Source organism: Leekyejoonella antrihumi (assembly GCF_007845645.1).
In the GTDB taxonomy this organism is placed as follows: domain Bacteria; phylum Actinomycetota; class Actinomycetes; order Actinomycetales; family Dermatophilaceae; genus Leekyejoonella; species Leekyejoonella antrihumi.
On the sequence record NZ_VCQV01000018.1, the window covers coordinates 46092 to 62052 of the forward strand.

General features: G+C 69.0%; 18 protein-coding genes and 1 pseudogene. 5 read left to right on the forward strand and 14 right to left on the reverse strand.

From position 1 onward, the window contains the following. Positions 1 to 3 precede the first annotated feature (3 nt). The 6 genes and pseudogenes from rimM to FGL98_RS13400 form a co-directional block, all read right to left on the reverse strand. Positions 4 to 516 carry a ribosome maturation factor RimM gene (gene rimM, locus FGL98_RS13380; RefSeq protein WP_146317274.1) on the reverse strand — a complete coding sequence of 171 codons (513 nt, stop codon included), beginning with the start codon at positions 514 to 516 and terminating at the stop codon, positions 4 to 6. Between the two features lie 12 nt (positions 517 to 528). Next, positions 529 to 1707 carry an MFS transporter gene (locus FGL98_RS13385; protein WP_146317275.1) on the reverse strand — a complete coding sequence of 393 codons (1179 nt, stop codon included), beginning with the start codon at positions 1705 to 1707 and terminating at the stop codon, positions 529 to 531. A 147-nt stretch (positions 1708 to 1854) separates the two neighbouring features. Further along, complete coding sequence (locus tag FGL98_RS13390) at positions 1855 to 2097, reverse strand: RNA-binding protein (RefSeq protein ID WP_146317276.1); 243 nt, start codon at positions 2095 to 2097, stop codon at positions 1855 to 1857. Between the two features lie 5 nt (positions 2098 to 2102). Continuing rightward, the gene (locus FGL98_RS27340) at positions 2103 to 2285 is read right to left on the reverse strand and encodes a sunset domain-containing protein (RefSeq protein ID WP_484177377.1); all 183 of its coding nucleotides are present in this window, start codon (positions 2283 to 2285) and stop codon (positions 2103 to 2105) included. A gap of 36 nt (positions 2286 to 2321) precedes the next feature. Further along, positions 2322 to 2780: pseudogene (rpsP, locus tag FGL98_RS13395) on the reverse strand (30S ribosomal protein S16); the annotation flags it as partial. 185 nt (positions 2781 to 2965) lie between these two features. Next, the gene (locus FGL98_RS13400) at positions 2966 to 3652 is read right to left on the reverse strand and encodes a (2Fe-2S)-binding protein (protein WP_146317278.1); all 687 of its coding nucleotides are present in this window, start codon (positions 3650 to 3652) and stop codon (positions 2966 to 2968) included. 102 nt (positions 3653 to 3754) lie between these two features. Between FGL98_RS13400 and FGL98_RS13405 the strand changes: the two genes are divergently transcribed. The 3 genes from FGL98_RS13405 to FGL98_RS13415 are packed head-to-tail and all read left to right on the forward strand — an operon-like array spanning position 3755 to position 7247. Continuing rightward, complete coding sequence (locus FGL98_RS13405; RefSeq protein ID WP_146317279.1) at positions 3755 to 5857, forward strand: phage holin family protein; 2103 nt, start codon at positions 3755 to 3757, stop codon at positions 5855 to 5857. Then, on the forward strand, positions 5854 to 6645 hold the full coding sequence (locus tag FGL98_RS13410; protein ID WP_146317280.1) for an MBL fold metallo-hydrolase: 792 nt from the start codon (positions 5854 to 5856) through the stop codon (positions 6643 to 6645). Before FGL98_RS13405 ends, FGL98_RS13410 begins: the two co-directional genes overlap by 4 nt. Beyond that, positions 6642 to 7247, forward strand: coding sequence for a DedA family protein (locus tag FGL98_RS13415; protein ID WP_222432166.1), 606 nt, complete (start codon positions 6642 to 6644; stop codon positions 7245 to 7247). Before FGL98_RS13410 ends, FGL98_RS13415 begins: the two co-directional genes overlap by 4 nt. Positions 7248 to 7259: 12 nt before the next feature. Here the strand turns inward: FGL98_RS13415 and FGL98_RS13420 are convergent, their stop codons facing one another. The 7 genes from FGL98_RS13420 to FGL98_RS13450 form a co-directional block, all read right to left on the reverse strand. Continuing rightward, positions 7260 to 7643, reverse strand: coding sequence for a type II toxin-antitoxin system VapC family toxin (locus tag FGL98_RS13420; protein WP_146317281.1), 384 nt, complete (start codon positions 7641 to 7643; stop codon positions 7260 to 7262). Next, positions 7640 to 7861 (reverse strand): antitoxin, encoded by a 222-nt coding sequence (locus FGL98_RS13425; protein WP_146317282.1) that lies wholly within the window; start codon positions 7859 to 7861, stop codon positions 7640 to 7642. Before FGL98_RS13425 ends, FGL98_RS13420 begins: the two co-directional genes overlap by 4 nt. A 925-nt stretch (positions 7862 to 8786) precedes the next feature. Next, positions 8787 to 10115, reverse strand: coding sequence for a serpin family protein (locus tag FGL98_RS13430; protein WP_146317283.1), 1329 nt, complete (start codon positions 10113 to 10115; stop codon positions 8787 to 8789). Positions 10116 to 10191: 76 nt separating this feature from the next. Next, positions 10192 to 11097: an alkaline phosphatase family protein gene (locus tag FGL98_RS13435; protein WP_186526164.1), complete on the reverse strand. Its 906-nt coding sequence runs from the start codon at positions 11095 to 11097 to the stop codon at positions 10192 to 10194. A 66-nt stretch (positions 11098 to 11163) separates the two neighbouring features. Then, positions 11164 to 12408, reverse strand: coding sequence for a low temperature requirement protein A (locus tag FGL98_RS13440; protein WP_146317285.1), 1245 nt, complete (start codon positions 12406 to 12408; stop codon positions 11164 to 11166). Positions 12409 to 12518: 110 nt separating this feature from the next. Further along, the gene (locus FGL98_RS13445) at positions 12519 to 12743 is read right to left on the reverse strand and encodes a hypothetical protein (RefSeq protein ID WP_146317286.1); all 225 of its coding nucleotides are present in this window, start codon (positions 12741 to 12743) and stop codon (positions 12519 to 12521) included. A 97-nt stretch (positions 12744 to 12840) separates the two neighbouring features. Next, positions 12841 to 13596, reverse strand: coding sequence for a metallophosphoesterase family protein (locus FGL98_RS13450; RefSeq protein ID WP_146317287.1), 756 nt, complete (start codon positions 13594 to 13596; stop codon positions 12841 to 12843). Positions 13597 to 13641: 45 nt separating this feature from the next. Between FGL98_RS13450 and FGL98_RS25450 the strand changes: the two genes are divergently transcribed. Together FGL98_RS25450 and FGL98_RS13455 are read left to right on the forward strand one after the other, a co-directional pair. Continuing rightward, entirely contained in the window at positions 13642 to 13785 is a 144-nt protein-coding gene (locus FGL98_RS25450; protein WP_186526165.1) for a hypothetical protein, read from the forward strand. Beyond that, on the forward strand, positions 13779 to 14381 hold the full coding sequence (locus FGL98_RS13455; protein ID WP_146317288.1) for a hypothetical protein: 603 nt from the start codon (positions 13779 to 13781) through the stop codon (positions 14379 to 14381). Before FGL98_RS25450 ends, FGL98_RS13455 begins: the two co-directional genes overlap by 7 nt. Here the strand turns inward: FGL98_RS13455 and FGL98_RS13460 are convergent. Continuing rightward, positions 14345 to 15937: a helix-turn-helix domain-containing protein gene (locus FGL98_RS13460; RefSeq protein ID WP_146317289.1), complete on the reverse strand. Its 1593-nt coding sequence runs from the start codon at positions 15935 to 15937 to the stop codon at positions 14345 to 14347. The genes FGL98_RS13455 and FGL98_RS13460 overlap by 37 nt on opposite strands. Between the last annotated feature and the right edge of the window lie 24 nt (positions 15938 to 15961).

A 15961-nucleotide genomic window follows, 5' to 3' on the forward strand; every position in this document is an offset into this window, starting at 1 on the left:
GGATCAGTCCTCTCCCAGCTCGAGCAGCCCGGGCGGCGGGTCGATCACGACGCGCCCGCCCGCGACGTCGACCTCTGGGACGATCTGTTCCACGAACGGGACGTATGCCGTGCCGCCACCGACCAGGGTCACCTCCAGCAGGTCCTGCGCCGGGCGGTCCTGCAGCCCGGAAACCTGCCCGACGATCGCGCCGTCCACGGTCACCACGGTCAGGCCCAACAGGTCGGACTCGTACCAGGCGTCGTCCTCCTCGACCGCATCCGCCGGTGCAAGCAACGTCGTGCCGCGCAGCGCCTCGGCGCCCTCCCGGTCATGCGCCTCGTCGAAGGCCAGCACCTGGATCATTCCCTGCATCCGTGCGCCGCGGATCGTCAGCGGTCCGCGGTCGGCGGGGTCGGTGGCCAGCACCGCCCCCACGGCGAAGCGCTCCTGCGGCAGGTCCGTGTGCACCCGCACGGTCACCTCGCCCTTCAACCCGAGCGGTTTGCCGATCCGTGCCACAACCACGTCATTCATGCAGTGATTCTCTCAGGCGTACCGGCCACGCGCGGCGTGGCGCTCGTTCGGCATGATGACGGACATCCCCGACAGGCACACCCCGAGCACCAGTGGGAAGAGCAACGCGTCCTGCACACCGAAGCGGTGCACCAGCGCCCCCATGATCCCCGGCCCGACCAGGAATGCGGTGTAGCCGGTGGTGACCACCACGGACAGCGTCCGGCCGCCGCCGGCCTGGCCCGCCAGTCCGTAGATCTGCGGGGCCACCAGCGCCACCCCTGCGCCGACGATGCACCACCCGAGCAGCAGCAGGGGCATGGTGTGGACCACGACCCCGACCAGGTAGCCCACGACGGCAAGTGCCCCGCCCCATCGGACCACGGCGCGCCGCCCGATACGGTGCACGATGAGGTCGCCGAGCAGCCGCACAACGACCATGAAGGCGGAGACGCAGGCCAGACCCCACGCGCCGGTGGCCGTGCTGACGTGCGCGACGTCGGTGACCTGCACGGAAGACCAGTCGGTGGCGGTGCCCTCGGTGATGCCGAAGCAGATCGCCATCACCGCCAGGATCCATGCGGCCCGCGGAATGGCGACGCGCCGACCGTCCTGCTGGACGTGGTCGACCGTTGCCGTCTGCACGGCATACCGCTGCACCGCGACAGCGGCCACGACCAGCACCACTGCGGCGAGCGCCAACCCGGCGATGGTGAGCGCCGCCCGCGTCGGCAGCAGGGCGCCGAGCACCAGGACCACGCCGGCGCCGCCGAGGGTGCCGATGCTGAACGACGCGTGGAACCGGCTCATCAGCGGCCGCGGCCTGGCCTGCTCCACCTGGACGGCCATCGCGTTCATCGATACGTCGGTCAGGCCGTTTCCCAGCCCGTACACCAGGCCGAGCAGTAGACCGGTGGGCAGGCTGGTCGCGAAGGACACGAGCACGGTGCCAACGGCCATCACCACCAGGCCGGCCTGGATGGGGCGAGTCGCGCCGCGCGCATCGCTCACTCGGCCACCGATGTTGATCCCGACAATCGCCGAGACCCCGTAGCAGACGAGCAGCAGCCCGATGCCCTGCGCGTTCGTGTGCATCCTGAGGGTCAACGTCGGGATCAGACCACCCATTACGCCGACCGCGGCGCCGTTCGCGACGAAGGCAGCCGTGACCGCGACGACAGCCGGCGGGCTGGCAAGTGTCGGCGCGGACATGTGCGGGCTCTCCTACGGGTGTGCCGGAAACCTGGCGGTGGGGTATGGGCGGCGGTGTCGCGTGCGAAGGACATCCTGCGCCGGGAATGCAGAATGTGCCGGGACCCCTGGAAGGTCCCGGCACATTCTGCGCGTTACGTGGTGGCCTCAGCGCGTCCGGTCGGTGTCGACGATGTCGACCCGGATGCTGCGGCCTCCGGCGAGCGCCTGGATCACGGTGCGCAGCGCCGATGCGGTGCGACCGGATCGGCCGATCACTCGCCCGAGGTCGTCCGGGTGGACCCGGACCTCGAGGAGCTCACCGCGCCGGCCGTCCTTGTGCCGCACCACGACGTCACCGTCGTGGTCGACGATGCCCTTGACGAGGTGCTCAAGCGCCTCCTCCAGCACCAGGATCAGTCCTCGGACTTGGCGCCCGGTGCGGCGAAGCCGGCGGCCTCGGCGGCCTCGGCGCTCTTGAACCACACCTCGGCGACGGTCGACTCATACCACTGCGACTCCGTGGTGTGGAACTTCATCGAGTCCTTGTTGCCCTTGACCGTGAAGGTCTTGGGGTCCGGTGAGGCGCCGTCGGCCAGCGGGGCTGCCGAGTCGGGCCCATAGCCGCCGTCGGCGGCCTGCGCCTTCTCCTCCTTGGGAGCAGCGGCCTTCGGCTCTTCGGCCTTGGGCTCCTCCTTGGCGGCCTTCTTGCGCGACGTGGTGGCGCCGCCCTTGTCGGAGTCGTCGCCGGCCTGCGCGGCGGCCAGAGCCGCCTCGTAGCGAGTCTTCTTGTCGACCTTCGGGGCCTTGACCTTGAGGGTGCCCTCGGTGCCGGGCTCGCCCTTGTACTTCTGCCAGTCGCCGGTGATCTTCAGCAGCGCGGCAACCTGCTCGGTCGGCTGCGCGCCGACTCCGAGCCAGTACAGCGCACGCTCGGAGTCGATCTCGATGCGGCTCGGCTCCTCCTTGGGGTGGTACTTGCCGATCTCCTCGATCGCCCGGCCATCACGGCGGGTACGGGAGTCCATGACCACCACGCGGTACTGCGGGGTGCGGATCTTGCCGAGGCGCTTCAAACGAATCTTGACGGACACGTGAGTGGTGTCTCCTGTTTCTGTGTAGGTAAGACGCGGCGAGACCGGGTGGGGAACACGCGGGGTGCCGTGACTTGGGGGGTAGAAGCGCGGACCCGGATAAGAGGGCCCAGGCCGCACGAGTACGCCCGACATTCTGCCAGATGATGCACCCGGACCCGAAATCCCGGTCTATCGCGCCATCCTTACCCCGTGAGGACGCAGTCACCACAGTAGCCACCATCGGGCACTCGGTAGAAGAGGCAGCAGGACCGGCGCCGGCCCGCATCATCGAGCGTGCCGCGCAGTGCTCCATGCTCCAGCGCACCGCCGGCGAGAGCGCGCGCCTCACCACGGTCACCGATGACCCGCGACGCGGCGGCCAGGCTTGAGGCGACATTGCCCCACAGCACCTGCCGCGACACGGCATACCGCTCCCCCACCCCTGTACAGAGCGGCCCCGTGACCCGCTCGATCACGGCGGCCAGGGTCGCCGGTGCGGCCGCCAGCACCGGCACTGGAGATGTCGCGACGGGGCGTGCCCCGGGCGCGCCCACCCGCCACCAGACGGTGTCCGCCGACAGATCGGGTATGCCGTGCGCAGCGACTGCCGCTCCGAGCAATGGCGCGGTGAGCCTCGCCACCAGACCCAGGTGCAGGGTGGACGCCGCGACGCGCGGCTGCATCCGTTCGTCGCCGGCAAGCGCCGCCAGGGTGCGCCGGACCTCCGCGTCCAAGGTGGCAGGCTCCAGCAGGTCGGTCAGGGGTTGCCACCGCCCGTCCGGCGTCCAGGCGTCCGTGGCGAAGTACGGCCCGAAGCCGGCTGCCTGCGCCAGGGCGGCGATGGAGGCCGCCTCCGCACAACCACCGTCACGCGGGCCGCTCTGCTCCATCCCGCGATGGTAGGCAGGCGCGGGGGCTGCGCGCGACCGGGACACCGGATCAGTCGTCAGTAGAGTGACCCGAGTGCTGCAGAGTCGACGGGTGAGGCGGGGATGACGACACCATCGCGATCGATCACCCACCGGGTCCGCCTGCTCGGCCGTGGTCTCGGCAGCTGGCGACCGACCTGGCGATGGGCGCGCGGCGTGCTGCGCTCGTTCATCACGTCGTTCCTCGCGCTCGGGGTCACCCTCTGGCTCCTGCCCGGCGAACAGACCGATGGTTTCGTCTCCGTGGCGACGCTGGCGATCGGGGTGCTCGCGCTCGGAGCACTGCTGCGCCCCTTCCTGACCCAGCTGACCGTGCTGACCGGCGCGATCGGGCTGCTCCTGGCCAGCCTCCTGGCGCAGGCGCTCATCCTCGGCGTGGCGCTCAGCGTGATCCCGACACTCAAGCCGTTCTCCTTCACCGAGATCTTCCTCGCGTCCTGGGGCGCGGCCGCCGTCGCCGCCGTTGTCAACTGGCTGTTCGACGCCAGCAGCGAGGAGGCCTTCCTCGGGCAGTTGCTCGGGCAGGCCGTGCGGCTGACCCACCGCCGCGGCGAGGACGGGCCCGGTGTCCTCATCGTGCAGCTGGACGGTGTCAGCGAACCACTGCTGCGCCAGGCGATCACCGCGGGCGCGATGCCGACGGTCTCTCGCATGCTCCGACAAGGCGGCCACCAGCTGCGGCGCTGGCACACCGGCCTACCCGCGACAACTCCGGCCGGCCAGTCGGTCCTGCTTCACGGTGACGTGACGGCCGTGCCGTCATTCCGGTGGTACGACAAGGACCAGAAGCGGATGATCGTGGCCAGCAAGCCGTCCGATCTCGCAGAGGTCGAGGCCGAGATGGCCACCGGCCGCGGGCTGCTCGCCGACGGCGGAGTGAGTGTCTCGAACCTGTTCTCCGGAGATGCCCCGACCAAGGTCCTCACGATGAGCGACGCGCGTCTGCCAAGTGCCGAGCACGGCGTGGCGACCTTCGCCAACTCCCGGAGCGGATTCGCGCGATCCATCGTGCTGTTCGTCGGCCAGGTCGTCACGGAGTGGTATCAGGCACGCCGCCAGCGACTGCGCGACGTCCATCCTCGGGTGCCTCGCGGTGGGTCATTCCTCCTCCTGCGCGGCCTGACGACCGTGGTGTTGCACGACCTCACCATGTCGATCGTGGCCGAGCACATGGCCCGCGGAAAGCCGGCCATCTACGTGGACCTCGTCGACTACGACGAGGTCGCCCACCATGCCGGTCCGAGCAGGCCCGAGTCGATCCGCACCCTGGAGGGGCTGGATCGGGCGATCGAGTTCTTCACCGACCTGGCGGCCGAGGTTCGACGCGACTACGAGATCGTGATCGTGTCGGACCACGGCCAGTCGCAGGGCACCACCTTTCGGCAGCTGACCGGCGGTCGGACCCTGGCGCAGGTCGTGCACGAGCTCTCGGCCCAGGAGCACGCCGAGCGGGACGATCTGGATCAATCGGACGAGGCCTGGGCTCCCGCCAACGTGCTGCTGGCCGGCGCCGCCCAGTCCGGCAAGCTTGTCGGCGCGGCCGCCCGATCGGCACAGCGTCGGCGGTCCAAGCAGCCGATCTCCCCGATCGAAGATCGGCTTGTCGTCGCAGCAGCGGGAAGTCTCGCGCACGTCTATCTTGCTGATGAGCCGGGCAGACTGAGCCGCGAGCGCATCGAGCGCCGCTACCCCGGCCTGCTCGCGGCGCTGGCCGCGCATCGGGGCATTGGCGCGGTGATGTCACGCACTTCGCGCGGCACTCTGCTGGTCGACGGCCCGGGCGGTGGGTGGGTCGAGCTGGACGACGAACAGGTCATCGACTCCTCTGGCCGGTCACCGCTGGCCCCCTACGGGCCCCGCGCGGCCGACGACCTGCGTTCGCTCGAACAGCGCTCCCACGTGGGCGACTTCGTCCTCCTGGGCGCCTTCGACCGACGCCTCGGCGAGGTCACCGCGTTCGAGGAGCTGGTCGGGTCCCACGGAGGCTTCGGCGGGTGGCAGAGCCGCGCACTCTTCGTCCACCCCTCCACCTGGGAGGTCACCGCCACCGGCGAACTCACCGGGCTCGAGGTGCACTCGGCGATGGTGCACCGGCTGCACCAGCTCGGGCTTCGGCCCGGGGACGCGGCGCGGCCCGTGTCCGATCCGGTCGTGGAGACGACATGACCGGCCGGCTCGCGCTCACCTGGTGGGGGCACTCCTCGACGACGGTGGAGCTCGATGGCGTCCGGATCGCCACGGACCCGTTGCTCACCAACCGGCTGGCGCACCTGCGACGCAGCGGGCCGATGCCAGGCTCGCGCGCCGCCGACGCGGATCTCATCCTGATCTCGCATCTGCACGGCGACCACCTTCATGTGCCGTCCCTGCGGCGATTCCGTTCCGGTGCACCCGTACTGGCACCACCAGGTGCCGCGGCGATCATCGGTCGGGGAGCGACCGGCCCGATCTACGAGATGCGTCCGGGCGAGGAGCGCAACCTCTGCGGCCTGCGCATCCAGGTGACGGCCGCATTCCACGACGGTCGCCGTTCGCCGCTGTCGCGAAAAGGGTCACCGGCCCTCGGGTTCCGAGTCTCGGGGGTGGCCCACTCGGTGTGGTATCCGGGTGACACCGGCCTCACCGAGGCGATGTCGCAGCTGGCGTCGGTCGATCTCGCCCTTGTCCCCATCGGCGGCTGGGGCCCGAGTCTTGGCGAGCATCACCTGGACCCTGTCCAGGCCGCGGAGGCGCTGCGTCGGGTCGGCGCGACGTTCGCGGTTCCGGTGCACTACGGCACCTTCTGGCCGGTCGGTCTGCGACGGCTGAGCCCGGCCAGTCACGAACGCCTTTTCGTCGCTCCGCCGACACACTTTGTGGCGGCCGCCGCTCACCAGACGCCGGCCACCCGGGTGCACGTGGCTCGGCAAGGACAGCGCATCGAGCTCATCGCCGACGAGCAGGCGGAGCGGTGACCGGCGGTCTGGGAGCTGTCGGGCTGCTGGTGCTGTTCGGCACCGTCGCGTTCGGCTCCATCCTCCCCGTGCTCCCGACCGGTGCTGCGGTGAGCGCCGCCGCCGTGCTGGCGCAGACCGAGCGACCCTGGGAGATGCTCTTCGTGCTGCTCTTCGGTGCGGCGGGAGCCTATCTTGGCGACCTCGTCTCGTATGCCGTGCTGCGGGCCGCCGGGCCGCCGCTCGCCGAACGGGTGGGCTGGCTGCGCGCGGACGATCCCGACGGTGCACTGGCTCGGATCCGCACGGGCATCGAAGCGCACGAGCTGCGTACGCTGCTGCTGTCACGTCTTGTGCCCGGTGGGCGGATACCGGTGCTGCTTGCCGCGTCACTGGGCGGATACCCATGGATTCGATTCGCATCAGCCGATATTGCCGCCAGTCTGCTGTGGTCGACCGCCTATGCCGTGATCGGGATCATCGGCAACAGTCTGCTGCCCAACACCACGATTGCGCTGATCGTGGTCGTAGCCGCCGCCATGTTGCTGACGGTCGTAATGCAGCTCGTGCAGCGTCATCGCCGCGCCGACGACACCCAGTCAGCCGAGCAACACGCAAGCTGAACTCGCGACAGACTATCTGGGCACCACGGTGACTGGACAGCGAATGCCCGGCGCGCGGCTGATCCGGGCATCGACGGTGACCAGGGCGCAGTCAAGGCATTCAGCAAGGGCAACATAGGCCGCGTCGTATGCGGAAAGGTTGTCGCGGAGCTCCCAGATGCGGTCGAAGAGGCCGTGAATGGCGTAACGAGTGAGGCCCAGCCGACGCCAGGCATCCAGCGCCGCCCACCCATTGTCGGCCGTGATGTCACCCGAGATGACGTGGCGGCGAAGGCCACTGACAACCTCGGAGTCCACGAGATGAGGTGCATGCAGTTGCTCATCCGCCACCGATTCCCGGGCCGGTCCCGCGTTCAGGACCGCGGACAGAGCTGCCGACGCGTCGAGCACGATCACCCGCGTGGACGCTCTCGCTCGACGCCCTCAACAATCGTGGGCACGTCGACGCCCAGGTCGGGAAGCTCTCCCATCAGCGCCGAATTGTCAGCGCGGCGAGAGGCTGCGGCCAACTCCCGAACTGCGACGGCGCTGACCGAGGTGCCATCGTGATCCGCGAGCCGCTGAAGTCTTCGCACCACATCGTCCGGCACATTCCGCAGATACAGGGTCTTCATGTTTCATAATGCTAGCAATTTGCTCGCAATATGGCGAGCTGGTTCTGCGGCGGAATCCGCTTCCGGCCAACGCACTCGACCGCCGGTTATCGAACTCCCCCGTTCCTGGTCCGGACGGTGCTCTACAGCGATGCGTAGAGCGCCTGCTCGAAGCCGACCTCGTTCGTGAACATCGCATTCACGCTCGCGCCGTCCAAGATCTTGCGCCCACCCCACGTGCCACCACCGAGCAGCATCTGCTGAAATCTCAGATGGTCGCGAGGAGTGGAGTCGAGCCCACCCTCACCGCTCCAGACGTCGGGCTACTGATCCAGTCGATGTCCGTCCCAACCCACCCGCCGCCCTCACCCTTCACGTGAATGGGCACCGACCTGACCCGCTACTGGTCGTTCATCAGGAACGTCGTATCCGACATTCCCAACGGACCGGAGACATGCGGGTCGACATAGCCCCTCCGTGCCGGGGTCGGCGATCATCGGCGCGCGGACGAACTCGTCCTTGCCGCCGAGCGCATTGCTGGGTGCCAGTCGCCGCCCATTTGACGATGGCATCGTTCCAGAACCAGTAGGACAGTCCGCTGAGTTGGGTCGCGAGCTGCTTGACGGTCGCCTTCGTCGCCGGCGCGCGCAGGCGCGGGGCATCTCCGTCAAATCCGTCGAGCACTTTGACCTCCGCGAACCGCGGGCAGTACTGCTCGACAGGCGCGTCCACGTCGGGCCTGCCTTGCACTGCCCCGCGGTTTGCGGTCCCGCGGTGCCCCCATCGATCGCCCCGTTGGCGATCGGCTGCTACCGCCACGCCGCCGGTATGGCAACCACCTAGATCAATCAGAGCAGACCGGGTCGTGGTGTGCCAGGTTTCGGCGAGTTTCGCCCCTGCCGCCCGGCTGGTGTCGCCAGACCCGACACCGCTGCAGCCCGGCGCATCATGCAGGATTGGCGACCTGCCCGAGGAACAGGGGTGCACCGGTGGTGGTGTCGTGGATGACGAAGAAGAACGCCCGGTCGACGACAAAGCTCACCGGCTGACTCTGTCGCACGGCGCCGGGGGCCACACCGACGGCGGTGGCGGCCGCGGCCTGCGTCCCGAACTCGTCGACCTTGACGACGGACTGGTGAATCACCGAACTGACCTTGAGCTCGCCGGGAGGGCCGGCGATCCCGGAAAGGTCAGCCCGGCCGAAGAGAGCCCTGACACCCATCGTCGTCAGCGCGGGCACCAGATTGGTGTGCGTGTTCGTGGAGAACTTCGGCAGGGTCAGCTGGACCTGTGTGCTGGTGGTGCCACGGGTCGCGTCCGACAGCACAGAGGGGAGCTGCCGGCGCACGGCGTCGTAACGACCCTTCTCGGGCAGCACGATCGTCATCGCCAGGCCACCGGCGGTATACGGAATGGTGACCGACCTCCATCCGTGACCGGCGCCGAGGCTCATGGGTGACCTGTCGGTCATGACGGTCACCTGCTGCGTCTTGCCGTCGGCGGTCGTGAACACGTGAGGGCGCGAGGACACGGTCATCCGTTCGGCCCAACGGGCCTTGAGATAGATCGCGTTCACGAGTTCGATGCGCGTCTGGCTGCTCACGGCGCTCGGGCCGAGCAGCTGGGGGATGAGCTGGTTGGTCCGATCTTTCACCCACCCGTTGATCTGGCCGCGGGCACCAGCCGGATCGTGCCGGAAGTCGACGGTGTGCACACCCGCTCCAAAGCCGGCTGCCAAACTGGTCAGGTAGGTCTTTCGCACTGGCAGGGAGCGGTCGGACCAGATCGAGTTCGCGTTGGTCACGACCATCTGCGGCGCCTTCGCGCCCGACTCCCTCCTCGCCGCAGACACGGCCGCCGCCACGGCGGTGTCGATCGCCGTCACATCCGCGCCCTGCACCTTGGCCGACCCACCAAGGGCCCGGTCCAGCTGCGCTCCGGTTTCACCCTTGGCACCCGCACGGGTCATAGCGAGCGCGGAGTAGATCGAATAGGGGCTGATTGCAGCGTTACTGGTTGGTGAGATGCCCGCATCCGCCAGAAACACCCTGCCGCCGAAGCTCGACAGATCGCCTCCGGCCCGCGCGGCCGGAGCAGGCGTCACGCGCTGCGCGCCCACCGACAGCACCTGTGGAGCCTGCCGGCCCGTCGACGGCTGCCCGGTCGTTGACTGCGCCGCGGTCGGGGCCGTCGCGCACCCGGCGATCATCGCCGGCACCGCCGGGACAGCACAGGCCAGGAGCAGAGCATGCCGAGTCCGACGTGAAGGTCTCATACAAGGGGGACGCCCTCGACACCGCCCGGGTTGCACAGAGCCGCCAGCGCGTCGACGCTCTCGACCCCCGACCCGGTCAGGCGGCCTTCCGCCACCAGCCGGACAGTGGCGCGGCCTTTGCCGCCAGACCAAGGGGCCGCAGCCGGTACATGTCCTCGATGGTGCGCAACACGTTGTAGTGGTCGATGTCCTGCGACACCACACCCGAGCGCACCATCGGCCCGACCAGGAAGGTCGGAATGTGGTTCGCTCGGGTGCCGTCGTCCTCGTCGAAGGTGACGATCAACAGGCTGTTGTGGGATTGCGCCCAGGTCGCCAACCGGCCCAGGTTCTTGCGCGCCCACGCGTCGCCGACCGAGACTGCGCAGTTGTGCATGTCATGACACATGTTGGGGACGATGAACGAGACCGTAGGCAGCGCCGACAGGTTGTGCGGCAGCTGCGCGTAGGTCCGGTTGCTGGCCGCGGGAACGTTGCTGAAGTCGACCCACGGATTGTGCTTTCGCTGGTACAGGCCTCGCTCCGCGGAACATCCGGTGAAGCCGCTCCTCGGCATCGACTCCGCATATCCGGCAAAGCTGCGGCCCGCACTGATCAGCTGCCGTGCCAGGTTGGGCTGGCCACCAAGGTTCCGAGGGCAGGAGTCACTGCGGACGCCGTGCGTCGACCCGGAGAGGAGCGCGATGTAGTTCGGCTGGCTCGGGTGGGCGATCCCGTGCGAGTTCCTAAAGGTCGCGCCCTTCTTCGCGAGCGTCGTCAGAAAGGGTGCCGCGGCGTTGCCCACCACCTGCGTGTCCGCCTTGTTCTCGAAGATCACCACGATCACGTGCGACGGCCGCGGCATCCCGGCGGCGACTTCGGTGATCACAGGTCCGGTCGAGTCCGGGTCACTGGTCGTCGCGGCGCCGCACCCGGCGACTGCCAGCAGCAGGAGCATCGCCGCCAGCACCATGCCTGCGTTGACCCGAGGTGTCCGTGACATGCCTCTAAGCATGCACCCGATGCTGGGAGGCCGCCATACCGTGCGAGTTACGTGCGGTGCCGTGGATTACTGGTCCGGAGGCTCCGCGTCGAGGTGGGTGAACGCAAACCACGTGAGTATGCCGTAAAGCCAGACCGCGCCGAGCATCCCAGTCAGCGCCAGGATCTGGAGCCACGGCGCGGGCGCGACCCAGCCCAGGAGGAGGGCCGCGAGGACCGCCGCCCCCAGCGCCAACGACACCGGCCGGTAGATCGGGGCGAGATCCACCCAGTCATCCAGCGAGGTCGAGATCAGCACGAGGGCCAGGACACCGGCCGCCACCGAGGACGAGAGCACCATGGGCGCCGCCGGGGGCAGGCCGCCGCTCGACGCGTGCTCGATGACGCTCACCATCACGCCGCCGGTTGCGGCGATGGTCATGGTCACCACCAGGTGGCCGACCAGCCAACGCGACACCGCCCCTCGCGCGGATCGCACTCGGCGGCCACCCACGAAGTCGAAGTAGCTCCACCAGTACGCGAACCCGATGCCCAGTCCGAGAATCCCGGTGATGATCGTGGTCGGGCTGCGGTGAGCTCCGGCGAGCCCGTCGACGACACCGACGACGACCTCCCCCAGCACGATGATGGTGAACAGGTCGAATCTCTCGATCATCGACTCGCTCGCGTTGATGCTGGTGTCCCGTGTCGCCCCGTTGCGCCAGTCCAGCAGCACGACGCTGCCGAGCCAACCCGCGACGACGCAGGCCCAGGCGACAAGGCGCGCCTCGCCCGGCAGCAGGGCGCTGGCGCCGACCACGACGGCCGAGGCGACGACCCCGACGAGGTAGGGCGTGGTCCTCGGCCGGTAGACCGGGTCGTCCTGGCGAGTCACGGCATACCAGAGCCAGGCGAGCAGCAGCAGGAACACGCAGTAGACCACCGCGAAGGCCCGGCCGTCGCCGGCAGCCGACTGACGGGTGAATATCGCGAGCACCCCGAGCACGACCATCTGCAGGAAGACGTAGGTCCTGGTGCGGCCCTCCGACCGACCGTGCAGGTCGTGATAGACGGCGCCGTTGACCCAGGCAATCCAGATGAGCCCGAACACCACGGCGAACCGACCCAGCCCGGCCCACGTCACGTCAGCGCCGAGCTGAGCCGCGACCTGCGAGACGACCACCACGTAGACGAGGTCGTAGAAGAGCTCGAGGAAGCTGACCTCGCGTCCCGGCACGACGTCGCCGTGTGCCCTGGGTGGCTGCCAGAAGTAGCGCCCGAACGCCGCCGCCGAGGCTCTGGAGATGGTGGCCTTTCGGCGTGCGACCGGCATCCGCACTCCTCACCTGGTGAGCGTCGACTGGGTGCCACCGCCGTAAGATCAGATCCTAATCTGATCTGACGGGTGCGCCACGTGGCTTCCTGTTGCGTCCGCGAACGTGGTCAACTCCTCCGATTGCGTGGGTGGTCCCGGGCGGCCCGCTCGTTTCCGCGCTTGTAGTTGCCCGTCACGCGGGCCATCAGCTTCTGCGGGTCGCCCCTCTCGACATCCGCCAAGAACTGCCTGGCAGCGGCGTGCCGCAGCGTCGTGGCTCTGGCACCGTTGTGCGTAATGACCACTTGGTCACCGACGAGCCTGTACGCAAAGCCGCTGGGTGAGTGAGACATGGACAGGCAGCATGCCCGTGAATGCTCCGGCCCGCAACCAGATTCGTCGCGGGCGAAAACGTCGGCGGTCGACCGGCGGTGCAAGCACTCGGCTGGGTCACGGACGATCTCCCGCCGGGGTGAACGCCGCTATCGCGTCGGCGTCGCTGTTGGCGGCAGCAAGGTATTCGTCGGCCCAGGCCTGGCGGTGCGGGTAGGTCGAGCCGGCCACCACTGCGTTGATGGCGGCTTCGAGGTGGATCGGTGTGTGGTACAACGAGACGCCGCCGTGGCGCAGGAGCGCCCAGCTGCCACCCGCGCGACCGTAGGGCATGCCGATGCTGCCGGGGTTCACCACCAGGCGTCGGTCGACCAGTCGGACAAAGGGCATGTGGGTGTGCCCGCAGACGACGGTCTGCTGATCATCGGGCAGCTCGGCGAACGCGTCGGCCCAGCGAGTCAGCGGCGAGTCGACCAGGACGAGTTCGTCATCTCGACGAGGACTGCCGTGGCAGAAGACCACCGGGCCGAACCCATCGACCTGAATCACCAGCGGGTGCGGCAGGCCGGCCAGCAGATCGACGTGGGCATCACTGAGCTCGGCCGCGGCCCATGGCGTGATCTCGTCGGGGACCTCGATCTCGTCGCCATGTCTGAGCGCGACCAGCTCTCGGTCGGCGTTTCCTCGCACGAGCCGCAGCCGGTCACCCTCGGCCAGCATCCGATCCAGCACCGCACCCGGCTGTGGTCCGGACGCGTGGTCACCCGTGACCACCACCAGGTCCGCGGCCCGCACCTCGGGCTGGGCCAGCACAGCCTCCAGCACCGGCAGCACGCCATGGACATCCGACAGCACCGCGACGGAGGAGATCACCGTGTCATCGTGTCAGGAAAAGTGAACGCGGTTATGCTCGACCGCATGCAGGCACTTCCCAGATTCGACCACGGAGCCCTGTTCACCGCGCTCGACGACCGGCGTCGTGAGCCCGGGTTGCACTGGTATCCCCTCGCAGACGAGCAGTGGTGGCCGACCGCCGCGTTCAGCCACCTGGCCAGATGGTGACGGCGCGGCTCTGGGATCGTGGCGAGGTCATCGGCGCGATGGTGCTGGCGTTCGCCGGGATCGCCTGGTTCGGCTGGGCGCAGGACGACCCGCCGTCATCGTGGGTGCCCTATCTGGCGGCGGGGTCGATGCTCTCGGCGCTGCTGCTCATCGCGCTGGTCGTGCTGCTGGTCCGCCGTCGCACGACGTCCGGATCGCCGATGTCGGACCCGGGGACCCGGCGCGGCTACTGGATAACCGTCGGCATGGAGGTGGTGCTGATCGTGGGTGGCAACCTGCTGCTCGCCGCACTGGGGCACCCGGAATACGACGCGGCCTGGACCCTTCTCGTCGTCGGTGTGCACTTCGTCCCCCTGGCCAAGATCTTTCACGCTCGCGGGCTGGCGCTCACCGGCGTGCTGGTGGCGATCGTCGCGGTCGCCGCAGCGGGCCTCGGGCTCGCCGGCGCCCTGACACCGAGTGCGGGGGCCGGCGCCGGTGGCGGGGTCGTGTTCATCGGGTACGCCGGGTGGGTCCTTCGCCGCGGGCGGCTACCCGACCCCACGGCCGCCGGCCACGGTCAGCCGGTCGGCGCGTTCCGATCCAAGAAGCGATAGACCTCCGTGTCGTCCACCCCGGGGAAGACGCCGGGTGGAAGTGCGGCGAGCAGGTGTGAGTGCACCCGCGCCGAGGGCCAGGCCTGGCCGGTCCATCGATCGGCCAGCTCCGCCGGCGGCTGGATGCAGCAGCTGGGGTCGGGGCACCGCGACTCGGCACGATGCTTGGTCTCACGCCCGCGCATCCACTTCACGTCCTGGTAGCGCACCCCGACGTTGACGGAGAACAAGCCGTCGGGTGTGCGGTCGATGGCGGCCGTGCACCAGAAGGTCCCCGAGCGGGTGTCGGTGTAGGCACAGAACGCCTGGCTCAGGTCCGGCTGCACGAAGACGCGTCGAGCCGTCCACGCACGGCAGACCCGCTGACCCTCGATCGCGCCGGTCGCATCGGTCGGGAACTGCACCCCGTCGTTGGCGTAGGCCTTGTAGACCACCCCATCCTCGGAGATCCGCATGAAGTGCACCGGTATGCCGAGGTGCTCGGTGGCCAGGTTCGTGAAGCGGTGCGCCGCAGTCTCATAGGACACGGCATACGCATCGCGAAGATCCTCGATGGCAATGTCCTTATGCTCCATTGCCTTTCGCAGCATCCCGACCGTCTCGTGCTCGGGCATCAGGATCGCGGCCGCGAAGTAGTTGATCTCGACGCGCTGCGACAGGAACTCCGCGTAGTCGGCCGGCACCCGGTGCCCGAGAACCAGGTGACCGAGGGCCTGCAGCGCCAGCGAACGCGAGTCGTGCTGACCGGCCTCCGGCTGCGGCAGGTAGATCCGCTTGTGGTGCAGGTCGGTCACGGTCCGCGTCGAGCCGGGCAGGTCCGCGGTGTGCACCAGCGCATAACCCAGGTGCGCCGCCAGCCGGTCGACGGCCATCCGGCTGATCGGCCCGCCGGGGTGATCGATGGCGCTCAGCAGGTCACCGGCAGCGTGCTCGATGTCACCGAAGTAGTTGTTCGCGGCCCGCATCCGGTCCCGCAGTGCGGAGTTCGCCCGCCGCGCATGCTCCGGAGTCGCCGCCCGGTCGGCCTGCGCACTGGCCATCGCCTCGTGCATCCCGACGAGGGCCTCCAGCGCCTCGTCCGGCAGCCGGGGGCTCACCTTCACGTGCGGAAGCCCGAGTGCGTCATACGCGCCGGATCGTTGCGCCCGCTCCAGCTTGATCTCCAGCGCCGCGCGCCGCGACGGAGGCTTGCTGCTCAACAGGTCCTGCAGCGGGGTGTCCAGCACCTCGGCCAACAGGCTCAGCACCGACAGACGCGGTTCCCGCTTGCCGTTCTCGATCAGGGACAGCGCCGACGCGGACATACCGATGGCCTCGGCAACGTCGCCCAGGGTGCGGCCGCTCTCCTGTCGCACGTGGCGCAGCCGACGCCCGATCATCAACGGGTCCAGCACCTTGGAGTCACGGCCCTCGGAGCGATCCGGCTCATGGTCCGGCGAAATCAACCGGCCCGGCGCGGCCGGGTCGGGGGCCCCGGCGCCGGACGCCTGCCCACGGCGAGAAGCGCCGGTCTTGACGTTCGAAGATCGTCGCGAGACGGCTGAAAGACGTGTCATATGGACACACTAGCGAAAAATTCG

What these genes read in the sequence shown, in the direction of transcription:
- rimM (WP_146317274.1), bottom strand. Translation starts at nt 516, where the DNA reads ATGAATGACGTGGTTGTGGCACGGATCGGCAAACCGCTCGGGTTGAAG.
- FGL98_RS13385 (WP_146317275.1), bottom strand. Translation starts at nt 1,707, where the DNA reads ATGTCCGCGCCGACACTTGCCAGCCCGCCGGCTGTCGTCGCGGTCACG.
- FGL98_RS13400 (WP_146317278.1), bottom strand. Translation starts at nt 3,652, where the DNA reads ATGGAGCAGAGCGGCCCGCGTGACGGTGGTTGTGCGGAGGCGGCCTCC.
- FGL98_RS13405 (WP_146317279.1), top strand. Translation starts at nt 3,755, where the DNA reads ATGACGACACCATCGCGATCGATCACCCACCGGGTCCGCCTGCTCGGC.
- FGL98_RS13410 (WP_146317280.1), top strand. Translation starts at nt 5,854, where the DNA reads ATGACCGGCCGGCTCGCGCTCACCTGGTGGGGGCACTCCTCGACGACG.
- FGL98_RS13425 (WP_146317282.1), bottom strand. Translation starts at nt 7,861, where the DNA reads ATGAAGACCCTGTATCTGCGGAATGTGCCGGACGATGTGGTGCGAAGA.
- FGL98_RS13430 (WP_146317283.1), bottom strand. Translation starts at nt 10,115, where the DNA reads ATGAGACCTTCACGTCGGACTCGGCATGCTCTGCTCCTGGCCTGTGCT.
- FGL98_RS13435 (WP_186526164.1), bottom strand. Translation starts at nt 11,097, where the DNA reads ATGTCACGGACACCTCGGGTCAACGCAGGCATGGTGCTGGCGGCGATG.
- FGL98_RS13440 (WP_146317285.1), bottom strand. Translation starts at nt 12,408, where the DNA reads ATGCCGGTCGCACGCCGAAAGGCCACCATCTCCAGAGCCTCGGCGGCG.
- FGL98_RS13445 (WP_146317286.1), bottom strand. Translation starts at nt 12,743, where the DNA reads ATGTCTCACTCACCCAGCGGCTTTGCGTACAGGCTCGTCGGTGACCAA.
- FGL98_RS25450 (WP_186526165.1), top strand. Translation starts at nt 13,642, where the DNA reads ATGCAGGCACTTCCCAGATTCGACCACGGAGCCCTGTTCACCGCGCTC.
- FGL98_RS13455 (WP_146317288.1), top strand. Translation starts at nt 13,779, where the DNA reads ATGGTGACGGCGCGGCTCTGGGATCGTGGCGAGGTCATCGGCGCGATG.
- FGL98_RS13460 (WP_146317289.1), bottom strand. Translation starts at nt 15,937, where the DNA reads ATGACACGTCTTTCAGCCGTCTCGCGACGATCTTCGAACGTCAAGACC.